We start from the raw sequence: 17,255 nt of genomic DNA, 5'->3' as shown, positions 1-17,255 counted from the left end.
TGGGCTCATCACGGCGGAAGTGAAGCGAGGTGAGAGCGGACGCGTCGGCTGAGCTGAGCTGCGCAACGGGTATCGCGCACAATGTTGGCCAAGTTGCGCCACATGGTCTGGCGGATGCCCTCGAGTGTCGTCCGGTGGTGGCGTGCGAGTGCCTGCTCCACGAAGGCGACGTTGCCGGGCAATGGTTGGTCGGAGCTGCGGTCACCGAAGGGGTGGTCGGTCTCGGTCAGGACGCGGTCAAGTGGGATGGCTTCCAGCAGTGCGGTCTTGCGTACGGCGGAAGCGTTGAGGGAGAAGTAGCAGCCGAGGCTGACGGCACGGGCAGTCAAAGTGGGGTCGCCGAGCCACCAGTGGAGGACCCTGCCGGGGGTCGGGGCCTGTTCCAGTTCGTCGAGGACCTGCTCACAGGCGGCGTAGCTGTGGATGCTGGCGATGCGAGGGGTGTGGGCGAGGACGTCGAGGACCCGACGGAGGGTGGCCTGTTGGCGGTCCATCGGGACGCGGCTCTTGCCGTCGAGCCCGATCTCGCTGACCAGGGGGGTGTGGTCGATCAGCTGGGTGAAGGTGTCGAGGGCGAAGCCGGTGTGGCTGCGGGCGAGACCGGGGTGGATACCGACTCCCCAGATGATCCGCTCGTCGTGCCGCTGGACGGCTCGGGCAGCCTCGGTCAGGGAGCGGGTGGCGGCGAAGACGACTGCGCCCAGGCCGGCGAGGTCGTCGGCCGGAATGCTGGTGTTGATGTGCGCGTGCAGGTCCAGCGGCGGCAGTGCGCTCGTCCTCATGGGTACAGCAGCTCCAGTTCCGCGATGCCCCGCCTGCACAGCTCGTAGGCCTGGCGGGTGGGGTAGTCGGCGGGCAGGTTCAGGGTGGTGATGTCGGCTGGGCGCAGGCCGCGGGTGAGAAAGGTGCGCAGTGATGGTTCGACCGACTTGCTGTGCAGGTAGGTGCTCAGTTTCTCGTCGTGGCGGGTGTGGAGGTAGTCGGTCGAGTCCTCAAGCTGTGCCGCGCGGAAGGAGGCCCGGCGCAGCAGGCAGCCGAAGCACACTCCGCAGTGGGTCCCCACGGGGATGCGGTGGCTGCGATGTCCGGTGTGGGCGCAGGAGTGGGTGCGGCTGAGCAGCCGGGCGGCCGGGGCGGTGCCGACCAGTTCGGCGGCCTGGGTGAACATCTCGCCTTTGGTGTGGGTGGCAAAGGGGTTGTGGATGACGGCGTGGGCGCCGGCGTCGCTGACGATGGCAGCCAGGGTCTGCAGGAAGAAGGGGTGGGTGGTGCGGGTGGATAGGGCACCGCGCTGGTTGGCGGTGAGCGGCACGTTGAGGGAGGCGAAGCCGTTCTCCGGGATCCACAGCGGTACCTTCTCCACCGCTGCGGCAGCAAGGCCCAGGGCGAGGAAGAGCAGCGAACGGGTGCGAGTGGAGTACTCGTTGGGCAGTTTCGCCCCGGTGGGCTGACGGCTTTTGCGAGAGAACCGCAGGGCCTGATGGAACTGCGGGGGTCCGTCGATGAGGCGGGCGATGTCGGCGGCGATGTTCCGCTGGATCGGCGCGAGGGTGGTGGCGCCGACGTGGGAGAGCAGCAGATGCTGGCCCGGGCCGACGTCGTGGCGGGAAAGCAGGGCGCCGATCGCCGAGTCGGCGCCGCCACTGAGCAGGACCACGCGCCGCACCCCGGGATACGGTGTGTCGCGGACCGTTTCTTGCGGGGCGTCGGCGCGGCGGAAGCGGATCGACCACCGGTCGCCGGACAGGAATCCCAGGAGGGCTTCGAGCCGTTCGCCAAGCGCGTCCCAGCGGGCCGGGGCGTAGACGGGTACGTCCAGTTCGAAGGTGCGTTGTGTCCAGTTGGAGCGGGCTGCGCGGCGGGGTGTGGTGCGGTCAGCGGCATAGACCAGGGCGGCCAGGCGGACCAGTTCGATGTTGGGCTCGGGGACGGGGCCCAGTACTCCCAGGCGTGGTCCGAGGGTGGAGACGAAGGAGCCGCCCGGGCCGGGGGGCCACCAGAACGGGGTGAGGCCGGCGGGCTCGGGTCGTGAGGGGTCCGCGGCGTCCAGGTGCAGGGTGTAGGCGGGCATCAGGGCTCCATCCAGATGGACCGCATCGCGCCGATGCCCTCTTCGACGGCTCGGGTGATCTCAGGGGTGCTGGGGCCGGTGATCGTGAGGGAGGCCCGGTCGGCCAGGGCGCGTGCGGTCTCGCGCAGTTGGCGTTCGCCGTCGGCGGTGGCCCAGGCGGGGCGGGAGCCGTCGTTCATCCCCGCTGCGGTCTCACCGATGACCGCCTCGAAGATGATCAGTGCCAGGGTTTCCCGGACGACCTCCTCGGGGCTGGGGGGTGTGCTGTCGGTGCCGGCTTCCAGGACCCACTGGGCCACCTCGCTGGCGACAAAGCGGCGTTCCTGGTCCTCGATGGTGCCGTCGGCGAGCGGTCCGCATGCCGCGTCCACGATCCGGCGGGTCCAGTCGATCGGGTCGCCGGCTGCGGCCTGCAGTTCCGCGTAGTTGAGGCCGAATTCCTGCAGCGCCTGCACGTTGCCGGTGCGGTAGGCGTAGGCCGCGGCCGCCGCACGGCCCGCCGTACGGGAGGACTGGGCGATGGTGCGCTGTGCTCCTCCCCCGGCGCGGCCCCCACCGCCGGCCCCTCCGCCGCCTATTCCGCCGCCGGGGCCGTCTGCGTGCCCGCCGGAGGGCCTGAACAGACCGAGGGCAGGCAGCAGTTGATCCGGGCTGAGGTGTTGTGGGGGCGCGCCGGGGCCGGAGCCAGCCAGGGCGTCGAGCCACTGCGTGACGTTGGTCTGCAGTTGCTTGCTGGCCGGTGTGCCGTTTCCTGTGTAGGAGCCTTTGGTGCCCATCAGGGACGGCTTCCTGGGCCCAGGGCCATTCCCAGGGTGCGCCTGATCCGGTCCGGGTCGGCCGGGGCGTGACTCTTCCAGTGCTCCAGCACGCTGCGGAAGGCGGGGGCGGTGGCCGGGAGGGCCAGGATGGTGGCCGGTTCCAGTTCACCGGCCGGGATGGACTGCAGGAGGCGGGCGGCCCGATCGGTGGTGGCCGGGTAGGCGGTGGCGATGCGGACCAGGCTGCGCACGGCTGCGGTCTGTTCGGCCGGACGGTCCCGGCCTGCCCGGCCGAGGTACTCGACCAGGCTCAGGGCGTCGTCCTCACCGAGCGCGGTGATGTCGGCGTCGGTCACCCGGCGTTGGTCAAAGCGCACCGTGGACAGCAGATTGGCCGCGATGTCTCGCAACCTGCCCGGCAGCCCGGCGTCGAGGAGTTGCTCGCCCGAGAACGCTGCCGCCAGGTAGAGATAGGGGGCCAGGTCCAAGGTGTCGAGGCCTGGGGGGAGTTTGGCCCATCGGATCAGTTCATCCTCGAAGGCCACCGGCTCGGTCTCGCCCGCATCCGGCGCCGGGTTCTGCTCTTCCTCCGGGGATCCGGCGTCATCGGGTGTGGAGGGCTGCGGCGTGGGCCGGCCGGCGGCTGCCTCCAGCTTGGTCATACGGGAACGCAGTTCGCCGCGGGCCAGCCAGCCCAGGACGGTGGTGAAGGCGTCGGGCAGAAGCTTCTCCAGCACCATGAGCTTGGCCACGATGTCCGGTTCGAGAACGATGCCGCGATGACCGGCGACGGACTGGCGTACCCGCAGGTCGTTGAGGAAGCGTTTGATGCGGCGGGGGCTGCCCTGGAGCTTCTCGTAGAGGATCGGCGTCATCCGTGAGGCAAAGGCCAGTTCGGCGGAGATGTCACTGCCGTCCACGGCCGCGGCCAGGTCGTCCAGCAGGCCCTTCTGTCTGCGCAGGTGTACGCAGGCGTCGATGTAGGGGGTGAGCTCCTCGACGAGCAGGCGCTGGGAGAGTTGCAGCAGGACGAGGAATGCCTCGGTGTCGAAGCGGCTCAGGGTGGGCAGCGGCACCGTGGTCTGCACGATCTTGTGCAGGTAGAGGCTGGCGGGTTCCTCGAAGTACCGCTCGCCTGCACCTTGTTGTCCGTTGCCGGGATCGGGGAAGCGGACCCGCAGAGCATCGGCCACCCGGCGCTCGTCGGCGGCGACGACGAACGCCATCTTCGGCACCGCCAGAAACAGCCGGATGGTCTCCAGCGTGTCCACGACCGTTTCGGGCAGGCAGCGATCGAGATCGTCGACGAGCACGACCACCCGCCTGAGATGGCTGAGCTCCGCAGACTCCATCAGTGTGCGGAACTCGCTGCGGAACTCCTCAAGCCCTCGTGAAGGAGGGTCTGTTGCGTCGGCGTCCTGGTTGTCCGGCTCCGTGTTGATCAGGTTGGTGAGATCGTCGACGGACGGCAGCTGCAGGGTCAGCGACGTCTTCGCCGCCAGTTGGAGCGCTTTGGCCCAGTCGACCCGCTTCCTCAGCTTGGCCAGTAGCACCCTGGTGCGGCTCGGGGGCTGGTCCGGTTCTTCTCTTCTGGCGAGTTCGGCAGCAACGGCTGTGAGCACCTCGCTGATCAGGGTTTCCTTGGCGCCGACCCCAGGGTCGTAGCGCCACGGGTCCGTACTGATCACGAGAACGGTCGCGTCCGTCTCGGGGGGCTGCGGGGCAAGCGCATCCTCGATCAGGCGGAGCACCGTGGTCTTGCCGCTCCCCCAGGCGCCCGACACCCCCACGGTCACCGGATCAAGGGCGTCGTCGAGGGCGGCCTGGACCACAGTCTTGGCCACCGCGTCGAAGGACAGCAGATCCAGGCGTGTCGGCTCGTCCGACCACAGCCGTGAAGACACATCGTTCACGCCGTCCCCCAGCCTGCGACCTCTTCGTCGCAGTCAGCCATCGTGCCAAATCACCACGCACCCGACTGTTCCCGAATGTGCAGCGAACGCACACGATAACCCTCGAATCCCTCTCAACAACAGCCACAGAGGCACTCGTTACCGGCACCCCGCCGGGGCACCAAGACCTTCGGCCCCATCCTCACGTGCATCCCAGCGCCTGCCCCGGCGGCACTCCCCCGGCATGGAAACGGCACGCGCCATCACACGCCCTGTCGCGGCGGTGCGGCGTGCTCCCTGGAGGACCTCACGGGCCGCCCTCGAGGCGACCGACAGCACACGCCCGCGGCGTTGGAGGACAGCACCAGCTTCTCGGAGGGGCGGGGGCGGTGCGCCGTACCTGCGCACACGCACTGGCCGGTCAGATCGTGTGGTCCTGCGCGGCCGGCCAGCCGAACGGGTCCGTGTGCTCGATGTCGTCCGTCCAGTAGCCGTACCGGTCGCCGAGCACCGACAGCAGTGCCTGAGGGTCGAGCCGGCCGGGGCGGATGGCGAGGCCGAGGCCGCGCGCGGTGCTCACCGCAGCCACGGACAGGTGTGAGCGCAGGGCATGTTCGGTGAATGCCTGGGCAGGAACAGGCGGGTCGTCGGGGTGCTCGGGGGCCTGCATCGCGGCGAGGATGCGAGCTCGGTGTTCCGGGGAATCGCCCGGAGAGGGGCGCAGGCCCTGCTGCTGGGCGCGATGGTTTCCGGCGGCGTTGGCGATGGCGGTCAGCAGGTGCCAGTCACGCCACCCTTCCTTCCTCAACTGCGTGGCTGTACGCCGGAAGCCGGGGTCCTCGACCAGGCGGGGAAGGGTGTAGCGCACGATGGGGAGCATGACCGCATAGCGGTTGCGGACGGTGTCGAGGGCTGTCTCGTGCTCGTAGCCGGGCCCAGGCCCGGTGCGGGCCGGCAGGGCAGCCGGTTTCGCCTGGCCGCGCGGCGTGCCTGCTCCGACGGCCGGGGCGGCGAGCGCAGCCATCGTCTGGTAGTCGTCGGCTCTCAGGAAGTCGGCCAGTTCGTCGTAGGGGCGGCCGACGAAGAGCTTGTGCCAGAGGCCGTCGGCGAGCGCCTGCTCGACGAGGTGCATGAATGCCTCGTCGGAGAGCAGCGACTGGGAGAGCACCACCTTGACCAGGGCGGTGAGCAGACGGGACGGTTCTGTTTCCAGGTCCGCGGGGGCGGTTGTGGGCAGGCGCAGCCTCCACCGGTTGGTGTCCCGGTCGGTGCTCTGGTCGCAGACGGCGGGCTGGTCGTGGGGCAGGGTGGCGTCTGCGCGGATCTCGACGCTCAGGCTGCCGGGCAGGAACAGCGGATCTCCTACGGCGAGTTCACCGAGGAACACCTGGAGTGCTGCGGTGTAGCGTTCCGCGGCCAGCACCGACAGCCGGTCGTTCGGGCAGGTGATCTCCCAGTCGACGCCGAGCGCGCTCCAGGCATAGCGGCGTGTGGGGCCGACGTCGCTGAAGGGCCGTCCCACACCGTGGGTGTCGGCCTCCTCGGCGTACGTCTCTTCGGTTGTGGTGGGGACGTCGGCGGTCGGGGCGAGTATCTCGTCGATGACGGTGTCGATGCCCACCGAGGCGGTGATCGTGCGGAGCAGGGGGACGAAGCCGGGCCGCACCGCGCCGGCCACGCGAAGGGTGAGCGCCTAGTCGGTCATCATGTCCCAGACGTAGGGGTAGCGTTCGTGGTTGTACGGCTCGTCGCAGTAGGCGTTCTGTGCCATGAGGCCGATGCAGAACAGGCGGGTGGCGGAGATCCAGTTTCCGGCCTGGCGGTCGTAGCGGGCGGCGTGGATGATGCCGCGGGGGACGAAGCGGCTGAGTTCGGGGGCGGGCGCGGACTTTGCGGCGGTGGCGGCTGCGAGCGCGTACTGCTTGGCGGCGATGGGCAGGCCGAGTTCGCTGTAGAGGCGCGCGCACAGCAGCAGCATGATCAGGCCGCCCTCGAGGCTGTCGCCGCGCAGCCAGTTGGCCTTGGCTTCGTGGATCTCCTGGAGTGCTTGCGGGATGCGGCCGCTCTTGATCAGGGCGTGGCCCCGGGACTGGGCGCGTTCGCCGCGTGCGGTCTGGCCGGTGACCCGGTCGGTTGCCTGATCGAGCAGGTCACGGACCTCCCGGTAGAGCGGGTGGTCCACCAGTACGGGGGTGAGGTAGTCGAAGAGGTCGGCGGTGTGCTCGATGGGGAACAGCGGCGCGTTGTCCAGGTGGTGGCCCAGTCGGAGCAGGATGTTCATGGCGGTGTCGAGGTCCGTGAGCGGCGGCCGCGTCTGGAGAGCAGGTACTGGTTCACCGGCTTCCACCGCTTCGAGGACGGCTGCAGTGACCTCCGCGACGGTCGGCAGGTCCTCGGGCACGGATTCGAGGTCGGCGGTTATGTCGGTGTGCAGGGCCAGGCGGGCCCGCATGGCCAGCAGATGGGCCATGGCGTTGGCGGGCGGGCCTGCGTCCAGCAGGCGGTCGGTCTTGTCGGCCAACAGGCGCTGCCAGCCGCACAGGTCGTCTGCGGTCAGCACGGTGAGATTGCGCAACAGCGCCCCGAATCCGTATCCGAGGAGCACGACGGCGTCCTCGAGGATTCCTGGGTCGGTGAGGGTGTCGTCGGCGGTGACGGTGTCGAAGAAGTCGCGGGCCAGCTGGTCCGCCGGGCGCATGTCGCCGAGGCCGCGCAGGGTTGCCACGACGATCTCGTAGCGGGCCCGCAGAGCGATGTGCTCCCCCGCCGCGGCGGCCAGCAGGGCACGTGCGTGGCCGATCCATTCCGGCAGGTCGGTTCTCGCCTCGTCGTGGAAGGTGGCGTGGCGCAGCGGGCCCCGCAGGTCCACCAGGTCGCCCAGGGTGCGGGCCGGCTCGTCGTTGGCCTGCCATCGCCGACGGGCTTCGACGTACCAGTCGGGCAGTTCGCCGGCTCCGTCCGGGCGCAGTGGAGCGAGGTCGGAGGGCAGGTGGAGGTATTGGACGGCGAGGTAGAACAGGTCGTAGTCGGCGAGGTGGAGGGCGAGGGCGGCCGCGTCCCAGATCTCCAGGTCGACCTGATGGGTCCGGGCGGCTTCGTCGATCAGGTCGTGCCGCTTCCCGGTGGGCACGGCGGTCACCGTGAAGTAGATGACGCGGTCAACGGGGGTGCCCTGCCCGCAGATCGATGCCAGGTCCTTTCGGATCTTGCCGGGGATGTCGGTGCTTTGGATGGTGCAGGCCATCACCACCCGCTGGGTGGAGGCCAGCGACGCGAACAGGGACGTGCCGGGCAGCTCCCGGGGGATGTCGCTCCAGTGGCTTTCGGCGTCCCGGCCCTGATCCCCGCCACTGCTGACGGGGCCGGTCGCCGGCAGCAGATTGCTGGTGATCCTGCGGCGGGCCAGGCCCAGGCACAGGGCCTCGAACTCGTGGTGGCTGTTGCTCTCGCCGAGGGTGCCCAAGGCGAAGCGGATACGCTTCTCGAGCTGGACGGCATCGTCACTCACGTCGTTCCCCCCGGTCTCCCTGCCGCAGTTACGCACGACCAGTGTCCGGTACCCCACTGACATCCCGGGGCCGTGCACGCGTCTGCGGTGCTGAGTGCTCATGCGCGTCATGTACTGGCACCCCTCGTGGGCTGAGCCTCGGCAACGCGCGGTGCGCGAGGATGGTGCCATGGCTGACGACCCCGCTGCCCCTGATGCGCGCCCAGTACAGATCCCCGCGCGGATCCACGCAGTGGGGCCGGGCTGGCGACATTTGCTGGAGCGTCTGCATGAACAGATCCGCGCGGCCTTTCCCGGCTACCGTCTCCTCGATCTCAAGGAGAAACTCGGCGGTCTGCGCGTCTACGTGGAAGGGCCGCCGGGCAGCGGCGACACCCTAAGGAGCCTGATCGCCCCGGCCGAGGAGGAGGCGGAGCGCACCTGTGAGTTCTGCGGCACACCCGGTTGTATCCGCACCCGCGACGACTGGCCAGGGGGATGGCGCAAGACCGTATGCGGCACCTGCCATAGCGCGTGGTCGGCACATCGCATCATGATCGTTTGTGGTGTGGTGCGCGACCGCGGGTGAGGGCAGGCCGATGCGCGCGTTGCAGGGGCGGGCCACGAGCCGCTCATCCGCGTCGGCGGCCGGGCCGTGCCCGGGCGTGGACGGTGTGCTCGGCCAGGTGGGCGAGGACTGCGTGGTTGGCCTCCCAGCCGTCGGCAACCTTGGAGGCGGCTCCGGGGTATGCGGGGTCGTTGGAGGGGTGGGCGTCGAGGAGTTCGGCGATGCCGGCGCGTGCCACGACGATGCAGGCGTGGCGGTGGCGTGAGGTGAGGACGCACAGGCGGCCGGCTTCCAGGTGGAAGGCGGAGGCGTCGCCGCGGCCGGAGAGGGGGTGCAGGACGATGGTGACGCGGAATTCGCAGCCTTGGAGTCGGTTGGCGGTGTCGACGGTGATGCCGTGGAGTCGGGGGTAGTGACAGGTCAGGAGCGCGCGGATGTCGTGGACCTGGCTGCGGTGGGCAGTGCCGATGGCGATGTCCCCCGGCATCAGGACGTGGCCTTCGGGGTCTTCCTCGCAGGCAGTGACGGCCTGACGGGCCAGCAGCCGCTCGGCGATGCCGAGGACGGCCTGGACGGCTTCGGCGTCGCGCTGGCCGGTGATACGGGCTGGTAGTTCGAACAGTGCCCATCCGGTTCGGGCGGCGTGTTCGATGACCTCGTCGGTGGGGGTGCGGATGTCGAGAGGGGAGAACGTGAGGGCGCGGTCGGCTTCACGGCTTCCGGCGTGGAAGGGCGTGGAGGGGTAGAAGGCGTTGCTGATCGGGGGGACGGCTGAGGGCGGCAGGCGCCAGGACACGGGCAGGGAGTGGACGGGCAGGTCGCGGTTGTTGGCGAGCAGGACGGCGACCGCGCTGTTCATGGGGTCGTGGGACAGGCCTCGGAAGCGGTCGGTTTTGGCCTCGGAGAAGGGGTCGAGTTGGCCGGGGTCTCCGACGAAGAGGACCCGGTCGAAGAGGCCGGCGGTCCACAAAAGCGTGTCGGAGCGCATCTGGTAGGCCTCGTCGATGATCGCCCATGGCCATCGGCGGTCGGTGACCGTGGCCCATTTCCTGGCGGTTCCCACGATGACGTCGGCCCTCTTTTCGAGGGCTTCGATGCGGGTGCCGATCCGGAGGCCGGGATGTGCCTGCAGGTCGTGCGGGACTGTGTAATCCGTCGCGGTGAGCCGGGCGGTTTTCAGGTGCGGGTGGCGCCGGGCGAATCGCCGCACGAGGTGGTCGACCTGGCTGTTGGTCTGGGCGATGACGGCGCAGGGAGTGCTGGATCGGGCGAGGGCATCGGCGGCTCGGGCGACCAGGGTGGATTTTCCGGCGCCGGGCGGGGAGTCCACGACGAGTCCACGGTGGGTGAGCGTGGGCAGTTGCTCCAGGATGGCGCGGGCGGCCTGGTCCATCTGCTGCTGCGGCGATGGCCGGTGGGGCGGTGTCACTGTTCTTCCTCGCCCTCGTCCTCGTCGCTGTGGTACGGCTGGCCGGCAGGAGGCCCGCCGTGGGTCCAGGGTGTCTGGTCTCGTGCGGGGAATTCCGGCATCCGGTAGGGGGCGGGTGCGATGGTGAACACGAGGAAGGCTCCGGCGTCGGGCAGGACGGCGTGGTTGGGGCGGTCCATGGTGCCCATGCCGGCGGTGATCTCGAGTCCGACGAGGGTGTCGCCGTCGCCCGGAGTGACCTCGCAGATCTTGTATCGGGCGCTGGGGTGGGTATGGCAGGCCAGGAGCTGGCCGGGTTCCATGAGCACGGGGTCCGAAGTGAACACGGTGAGCCGGGGCCGCCATTGGGTTCGCCCGCTGGGTCCGTGCAGGGTGTGCTCCGGGTCGATGGTGGTGACAGGGCCGCCGAAGGCTTTGCCGGTGGTACGCAGTTCTGCCCGTACGAAGGGGTCGCCGGCGGTGCGTCCGGCGGCGAAGGCGGCGGCTGCGTGTTCCATGCAGGCCAGGCGGACGGCGGCGGCGACGGCGTTGTCGCGGGCCGGCCGGGGGCGTCCGTCCTGGGTCAGGTAGGTGCATTCGTCGGTGAATGCGGTGCGTTCGTGGTCCCAGCGGCGTGCGGTGCCCTTGGCTTCGGGGAGGGCTTGCAGGAGCGTGTAGGCCTGCCACATCAAATCCCAGGTGGGCTGCAGGTAGGTGGCCAGCAGGCGGTCGAGTTCTTGCAGGGTGCGGGTCTGCTCCAGACCCAGGGCCCGGCGCCGGGCGCGGGCGTAGGCGTCGAACAGGGGCGCCAGGTGGTCGTTGTCGAAGGCGGCGTCGGTGGCTGGTCCCGCCGGGCGGTGGGTGGCCGGGTCTTCTGCCGTGTGTGCGGCGTCGCGTCCCGAGGCTGCGTGGCGGGGCGGGTCGATCCAGGCCAGCAGGGTGGCCAGGTCCTCGTCCTCCTGGGGGCTTTGGCCGCTGACCCAGTGCATGCCGAGGAAGCTGGTCATGGGGATGAGGGCGGCTGAGCCGGGGAGATCGGCGCGGTCGGTGAGATAGGTGAGCCAGTGTCCCAGGCGCTGGACGGCCCGGGAGCCGGGACTCTCGTCGACGCTGCGGAACCTCAGGTCGTCTCCGAGGTCTTTCAGGTGCTGCACGGTCTGGGGGTTGGGCACGAGGATCTGGGGGGCGTCGGTGTAGCGCCAGCGTGCCGGCTTGTTGGAGGTGGCGGGCAGGTGCTCGCGGTGCCGCTGGCAGGCGTCGATGTAGGCGGTGACGGCGTCTGCCAGGGCGGAGAGCATGGGGGCGGTGCTGCCTGACGGCGGCGCGAGCAGGAGTCGGGGGCGGTGCGGGTCGGTGCCCAGCATGACGGCCAGCGGTCGTGCGGCGGGGCCGGTTTGCTTCAGCGCCAGCAGCATCAGCGGCTGGTCGCTGAGGTGGAGGTGGCGCAGCTGGCTGGCACGTTGGACGTTGCCGGTGTGGGCGGCGCGCATCCGCAGGAGTGAGGTGAGCTGGATCATGCGGTGTCCTGCTGGAGGTCTGCGTGGATGCGCTGTGCGTGGCGCAGGGCCTGGGTGATGTCTTGCTTGTCCCGTGAGGGGTGCATGCGTCCGTCGGTGAGGTCCAGGGCTGTGGCGATGGTGTCGATTCCCGCGAGGTCGTCGCGGACTGCGGTGCCCAGGGCGGCGGTCCTGCCCTGGTTGCGGGCCTCGGTGCGGCAGTGGAAGGCCAGGTCGCAGTGGTGGCGGCAGCCGGGGGTGTAGTGCGGCCGCACGGTGGCGAGTGCGGCAACGAGTTCATTGCGGGGCCGGGTCGGTTTCTGGTCGGGGCCGGGCGCCAGGTCGAAGGTGGTGGCTGGGGGAAGCTTGTCCAGCAGTTCGGGCAGGCGCCTGAGTCTGCCGAGGTGGCGGCTCAGGTTCTTGATCTGCTTGTGGGCGCTGAAGGGCGTGGCGGTGGGGTGGCGGGTGAAGTTGCGCGGGTTGACCAGGATCACGGTGTCGGAGACGCGGTCTGGTGGGAGGCCGTCGTCGGCGAGGAGTTCCCGCAGGGCCAGGACGTAGGCGGCGGCCTGGGTCAGCGCTGCGGTGGCCTTGATGGGGTCGGGCTGTCCGTGGATGACGGGGAAGGATTTGATCTCGACGACGTGGAAGACGCCGTCGCGCTGGAAGGCGAGGACGTCGGGCTCGAGGTAGGCCTGGTGGCCGGCGACGGTCAGACGCAGTACGGGGTGGTCGAGCAGGGTGCGAGGGTCCGACCTGCGGTGTGCTGCGCTGAGGATGAGGGAGCGGGTGCGGGCGTGGCGTAGCTGCGGGGAAGACTTGTCGTCATCGCTGCCGACGCTGTTGACGTCCTCGTAGGACACCTCGGGCAGGGTCAGGCCCAGGGCTTGGCGGAGCAGCGGCACCAGGGGGGCTCCGGCCTGGGCGGTGACCTTGCGTTCGAAGGCGATGCCGTAGTCGAGGGCGAGCTGGGATTTTCTCAGCGGCCGCGGGAGGTCCAGATGGGCGGCGAGGGCGTCTTTGTCGATGCCGGCCGCGTCCAGCAGGGAGCGGCGGTCGCAGCTCGGGTTGGCGGTCAGTGCGGCCAGGGTGCGTGCGTTGTGCGGGATGGGCGGGGTGGTTCCGCGTAATACGCCCAGTCGTGCGTCGAGCGAGCTCACTGTTTTCCTTGGCGGGACAGGGCACAGCCGTGCTGGTTGCAGGGGTGGGTTTACGAAGTACGGTGCATGCGGGCGGTGTTGCGCAGGATATTGCCGAAGATCTGCTCCGCGTCGCCGAGTTGCTGACGTGCGCGCTGGGCCGCTTCGGCGCGGGTGTCGGCGTCGTTGTCGGCGTGGATCTCCAGTTCCGCTGCGGCGGCCCGGCGCAGCGCGTCCAGGTCGAGCGGGCCCCGGGGGGTGTCGCCGTGGATGTTGCGGCTGTAGTGCAGCAGGAGTTGCTGGACGGGCTGCGGCATCCCGGCCTCGCCGGCGAGGTGTTCGGCGGCGTCCGCGAGACGCAGGGCCGAGGTGAGGAAGTGGACGCGCTGGGTGAGCGGTCCCACCAGGCGCTGCTCCAGTGGCCAGGTGCTCAGGGCGAGCAGCGCGCGGGCCGGTGAGAGCAGGTCGGAGGTCAGCGCGGGGCAGATGTAGTAGGCGCGGCCATAGGGGGCGGAGCGGAAGGAGCGTTCCTCGTCGCGGCGCAGGGTGGTCATGCGTGCCGTGTTCAGCGGGCTGGAGAAGAACGCCTCGTGGACCTGGCTGAGCAGTTTGGGCGAGGCGGGGACGGTGAGGAGGGCGAGCGCCTGGTGGACCTGGTCGCGTACGGGCACGCCCTGGTTCGGCTCGACGACTGCCAGCGCGGGCTCCGGCCGGGCCTCTGGCTGGACCTCCGGCTGGGCCGTGTCCGGGACATCGCTGAGCCCGCACAGCACGTTCCAGGCGTGCCGGGTGCGTGTCAGCTCCTCGCCCAGGACGTTCACTTGGGCGCTGTCGTGTTGTGTGAGCGCCTGCCGGAGCGCCTCTTGCAGCTGTTGCATGCGCTTCTCGAGTGCGACCAGATGCTCGTCCATGCCCGCATGCTAGCAGTCACTCGGGGTTTCCAGTTTTACTCCAGGTATTTGCGAAGAGCAGCACGTGGGCGAGCCGGTCACGTAGGGTGCGTCCCGGTGGGGTTCGGTGACCGTCGGCGCGGGCTCCGGCCGGACCGCGTCCGGGGCGCCACTGAGCCCGCACAGAACATCCCAGGCATGTTGAGTGCGTGTCAATTCCGCACCTAGAAGGCGTACTTGGAAAGTGTCGTGTTGCGTGAGCGCCTGCCGGACCGCCTCCTGCAGCTGTTGCATGCGCTTCTCGAGAGCGATCAGATGCTCGTCCATGCCCGGATGCTAGCAGTCACTCGGGACGCCCAGTTTTGCTCCAGTTATTTTGGTGTACAGTCCCGGGCTCATAAGGCACCACCGGTGCCCCCCTACGCCTCGCTTCCAGAAGGGCGCATGAAGGCATGAGCAGACTGCTCCACACCTCCGACTGGCATTTAGGCCACATCCTGCACGGGCATCCACGCGACGAGGACTTCGACGCCGTCCTGGCCGAGATCGTGGCCATCGCCCAGGAGAGCAAGCCGGACCTGATCGTCCACAGCGGTGATCTGTTCCACTCCTCCCGTCCCACCGTCCGGGACATGTTCCGCGCCATGCGCGCCCTGCGCGAACTCGCCGCCATCGCCCCCACCGTGGTCGTGGCCGGCAACCACGACTCCCCCGACTACTTGGAGTTCTTCCACTTCATGAGCGGTCCCTCCTGCGGCCGGGGCCTGTTCTTCGTCGACCGGCTCCGCCCGGCACACGACGGGGGCGTGATGACCTTCGAGGCCTGCGGCGGTGAGCAGCGCATCCGGCTGGCTGTCCTGCCCTTTGTGCACCCGAACCGGTTCTGGCGGCGCGATTCCACCTCCGGCACGTCGTATGCCGACTACGCCGAGGCGATGCGCGGCCTGCAGAGGGAACTGACGGAGGCCTTGCACGAGGGGGACGACCCCGACCGGGACATCCTGCTGTTCACGGCCCACGTGTTCGTCAAAGGCGCCAGGACCTCCCCGAGCGAACGGGCCGTGGACGAGGCCTTCGAGACCCCTCCCGAAGATCTCCCGGTGGTGTCGTACGCCGCTCTCGGACACATCCACCGTCCGCAGGCCATCGAGGGCCTGAAGTTCGCCGCCCGCTACGCGGGCAGTCCGCTTGCCATGGACTTCGGTGAAGCCGACGAGACCAAGAGCGTCGTGATCGTCGACGCCGACCCGGGGCGGCCGGTGCGGGTGCTGCCGCGCCGGCTCTCCAGCGGCCGGCGGCTGACCCACTTCACCGGAACCCTCGAGGAGCTGAAGGCCGCGGCCGACCAGTACGACGGGACCTTCCTCAAACCGGTGATCACCGGCGAGGAGCCCGACGGGCTCCTCAGCCAGAAGATCGCCGCGATCGTCCCGAACGCGATCCTCATCAACGCGGCCCCGGCGCGGGAAGCGGCCGCCGGCGCTGTCCTGGACGGTGACCTGGGCGATGAGCCGGAACTCCCCGACGCGTTCCGGGCCTACCTGGCAAGTGAGGGAGTGGACGCAGATGCCGCGGAGTCGACCGTCACCGCATTCCTCCACCTGCTCAACGAACTCGACGACGAGACGCTGACCCCGGTCCCGGCCGAGGAACAGCTGCGCGCCGCGCTGGAAAATCCCTGGAAGGAGGCGTCGTGAAGCCCTTGCGGCTCACCCTCACGGGCGTGCGCAGCTACGCCGGCACCTGCAGCATCGACTTCACCGGCAAGCGCCTGCTCGCCATCCTGGGCAACACCGGCGTGGGCAAGTCCACCATCCTCGAGGCGATCATCTTCGCCCTGTACGGGACGTGTTCGTGGTCCAAGGACCCCAAGGCCGCCTACGAGCTGATCGGCAAGGGATGCCCCAGCATGGACGTGGCGTTCGAGTTCTCGGCGAACGGCCGCGAGTGGAGTGTGCGCCGCACCCTGCATGCGGAAGGCAAGAAGGGGCCGCAGGCCGTGCTCGAGTCCCTGGCCGAAGACAGCGCCGACTTGCGGGTCGACGGCAAGGCCGCGGTGACGCAGGCGGTGACCCGGATCATCGGGCTGGACTGGGAGGGCTTTGTCAGCACGGTCCTGCTGCGCCAGGGGAAGTTCGACGCCCTCCTCAAGGCCCCCAGGGCCATGCGTGCTGACATCCTGCGGCACATCTTCGGCATCAACGAGCTCGAGCGTGTACGCAAGCGGGCCGGCGTGCGACTGGAGCGCCTGAATACGCAGATCACCGAGGGAACCAGGGCCCGCGCGATTCTCCTGCCGGATCCTCATGCTGCCGCTTCCCAGGCGCTGCTGGACCGGGAACGCACCCGGGGTATCGCGGCCCGCCGGCGCGAGCGACTGGATGCGCTGCGCGCGGCCCAGAGCCGGGCCGTCGGGCACAAGCACCGCAAGACTGGCTTGGACAAAGCGGCGCGGCTGCTGCGTGAGCGCGCTGTTGCGGATGCGAGCATCACGATGGCCGCGCTGGCGCGGAAGAAGAGGGAACTCGATGCCGAGGCAGTAGAACAGGAGACCACCGGACGCGACCTGACGGCGAAACTGGAGGCGGCGCAGGGCGCCCTGGATACGGCCGCACAGGCCGGTAACACGCTCCGATCCCTGTCCAGCGCGTTCGCTGTCCTGTCCCGCCTGCCGGAGCGTGCAGCCGGCCTGGACGCCGTCGAACAGCGGCTGAAGCAGGAGCAGCTTCAGCACGACGAGCACGAACAGGAGCACACGCAGGCACGACAGGAACTGGAAGAGCACGAGCAGCGCACCGCGGCCCTCGTCGAGGCCGCCGGCCAGGCCGAGCGCATGGTGAGCGAGGCACGCACGCACACCGACCAGATCCAGGAGGCCGTCCGGGCAGCGCTGCAGGAGGCCAACGCCGCGGCCGGGCATCTGCAGACACAGCGCACGACGCTCGAGACGGTGGAGGAACAGCGCGGCCACAGCGCCGACCTGGAGAGCGAGCTGAAGAAACTGCGCGGCGCTCTGGAAGCAGCCCAGGACGACCTCGCAGCACTGCAGCGCAGGGAGGCGGCCCATGCGGCGGGTGCCGGTCTGGCGCCCGGGGACGCCTGCACGGTGTGCACCCAGCCCGTCCCCAGCGACTTCACTCCCCCGCCGCTGTTGGACGGCAAGGCGCTTGCTCAGTAGCTGTTGTCGTTCCGAATCTGAGGGCGGTGTTTTCGCTGGTCAGGCATAGGTCCGGTGAATCGGTGGGAGTGGTGGCGTGTTGTGTCGTCGCTCCCCGGGAGGTTGCGGATGCCGTCGGTCGTCGGACTGCTGGAAGAGCACGAGCTCGCTGCTCGTCGTCGGGTCGACGGGTTGCGTGAGGAAGCCGATCGCATCCAGGCCGAGTTGGCCGCGGCCGAGCTGGTATGGCAGGAGTGGGTGATCGCTCGAAGGCGAGTGGGCACGGTCTTGGCTCCGGACGGCGGCGGCATCACTGATGAGAAGGCCGCCCCCGGGCCGCGGGACGCGGACGTGCGCTCGGCGCCCGGACAGGCGGCGCAACCGAAGTC

General features: G+C 69.6%; 13 protein-coding genes and 1 pseudogene. 4 read left to right on the top strand and 10 right to left on the bottom strand.

Annotation, left to right across the window (positions count from 1 at the left end):
* Positions 1 to 8 precede the first annotated feature (8 nt).
* The 6 genes from EF387_RS42310 to EF387_RS42285 all read right to left on the bottom strand — a co-directional run bounded on the left by EF387_RS42310 (position 9) and on the right by EF387_RS42285 (position 8,229).
* Entirely contained in the window at positions 9 to 782 is a 774-nt protein-coding gene (locus tag EF387_RS42310; protein ID WP_128381925.1) for a TatD family hydrolase, read from the bottom strand.
* A complete protein-coding gene (locus EF387_RS42305) occupies positions 779 to 2,071 on the bottom strand; it encodes a 7-cyano-7-deazaguanine synthase (RefSeq protein WP_128381924.1) in 1,293 nt (430 codons plus the stop codon). Before EF387_RS42305 ends, EF387_RS42310 begins: the two co-directional genes overlap by 4 nt.
* Positions 2,071 to 2,847 (bottom strand): hypothetical protein, encoded by a 777-nt coding sequence (locus tag EF387_RS42300; RefSeq protein WP_128381923.1) that lies wholly within the window; start codon positions 2,845 to 2,847, stop codon positions 2,071 to 2,073. Before EF387_RS42300 ends, EF387_RS42305 begins: the two co-directional genes overlap by 1 nt.
* Positions 2,847 to 4,742: a KAP family P-loop NTPase fold protein gene (locus EF387_RS42295; protein WP_128381922.1), complete on the bottom strand. Its 1,896-nt coding sequence runs from the start codon at positions 4,740 to 4,742 to the stop codon at positions 2,847 to 2,849. Before EF387_RS42295 ends, EF387_RS42300 begins: the two co-directional genes overlap by 1 nt.
* 400 nt (positions 4,743 to 5,142) lie before the next feature.
* Positions 5,143 to 6,399 carry a hypothetical protein gene (locus EF387_RS42290; protein ID WP_128381921.1) on the bottom strand — a complete coding sequence of 419 codons (1,257 nt, stop codon included), beginning with the start codon at positions 6,397 to 6,399 and terminating at the stop codon, positions 5,143 to 5,145.
* Between the two features lie 15 nt (positions 6,400 to 6,414).
* On the bottom strand, positions 6,415 to 8,229 hold the full coding sequence (locus EF387_RS42285) for a hypothetical protein (protein ID WP_128381920.1): 1,815 nt from the start codon (positions 8,227 to 8,229) through the stop codon (positions 6,415 to 6,417).
* A 169-nt stretch (positions 8,230 to 8,398) separates the two neighbouring features.
* On the opposite strand from EF387_RS42285, the gene EF387_RS42280 reads away from it, so the two are divergent.
* Complete coding sequence (locus EF387_RS42280; protein WP_128381919.1) at positions 8,399 to 8,797, top strand: hypothetical protein; 399 nt, start codon at positions 8,399 to 8,401, stop codon at positions 8,795 to 8,797.
* Between the two features lie 43 nt (positions 8,798 to 8,840).
* Here the strand turns inward: EF387_RS42280 and EF387_RS49565 are convergent, their stop codons facing one another.
* From EF387_RS49565 to EF387_RS42260, 4 genes are read right to left on the bottom strand one after another with little or no spacing between them, the layout of a single operon-like run.
* The gene (locus tag EF387_RS49565; RefSeq protein ID WP_202918547.1) at positions 8,841 to 10,205 is read right to left on the bottom strand and encodes an AAA domain-containing protein; all 1,365 of its coding nucleotides are present in this window, start codon (positions 10,203 to 10,205) and stop codon (positions 8,841 to 8,843) included.
* Positions 10,202 to 11,701 (bottom strand): hypothetical protein, encoded by a 1,500-nt coding sequence (locus EF387_RS42270; protein WP_128381918.1) that lies wholly within the window; start codon positions 11,699 to 11,701, stop codon positions 10,202 to 10,204. Before EF387_RS42270 ends, EF387_RS49565 begins: the two co-directional genes overlap by 4 nt.
* The gene (locus EF387_RS42265) at positions 11,698 to 12,840 is read right to left on the bottom strand and encodes a hypothetical protein (RefSeq protein ID WP_202918546.1); all 1,143 of its coding nucleotides are present in this window, start codon (positions 12,838 to 12,840) and stop codon (positions 11,698 to 11,700) included. Before EF387_RS42265 ends, EF387_RS42270 begins: the two co-directional genes overlap by 4 nt.
* 50 nt (positions 12,841 to 12,890) lie before the next feature.
* Entirely contained in the window at positions 12,891 to 13,730 is an 840-nt protein-coding gene (locus EF387_RS42260) for a hypothetical protein (RefSeq protein ID WP_128381917.1), read from the bottom strand.
* A 431-nt stretch (positions 13,731 to 14,161) separates the two neighbouring features.
* Between EF387_RS42260 and EF387_RS42255 the strand changes: the two genes are divergently transcribed.
* The 3 genes and pseudogenes from EF387_RS42255 to EF387_RS42245 form a co-directional block, all read left to right on the top strand.
* Positions 14,162 to 15,406: a metallophosphoesterase family protein gene (locus EF387_RS42255; RefSeq protein ID WP_128381916.1), complete on the top strand. Its 1,245-nt coding sequence runs from the start codon at positions 14,162 to 14,164 to the stop codon at positions 15,404 to 15,406.
* Positions 15,403 to 16,887: an AAA family ATPase gene (locus EF387_RS42250; RefSeq protein ID WP_162467320.1), complete on the top strand. Its 1,485-nt coding sequence runs from the start codon at positions 15,403 to 15,405 to the stop codon at positions 16,885 to 16,887. Before EF387_RS42255 ends, EF387_RS42250 begins: the two co-directional genes overlap by 4 nt.
* Positions 16,888 to 16,995: 108 nt before the next feature.
* A pseudogene (locus tag EF387_RS42245) lies at positions 16,996 to 17,255 on the top strand (hypothetical protein); the annotation flags it as partial.

Origin of the sequence: Streptomyces cavernae (assembly GCF_004023625.1) — a bacterium.
In the GTDB taxonomy this organism is placed as follows: Bacteria; Actinomycetota; Actinomycetes; order Streptomycetales; family Streptomycetaceae; genus Streptomyces; species Streptomyces cavernae.
This window is presented reverse-complemented; position numbering and strand designations above follow the sequence as displayed.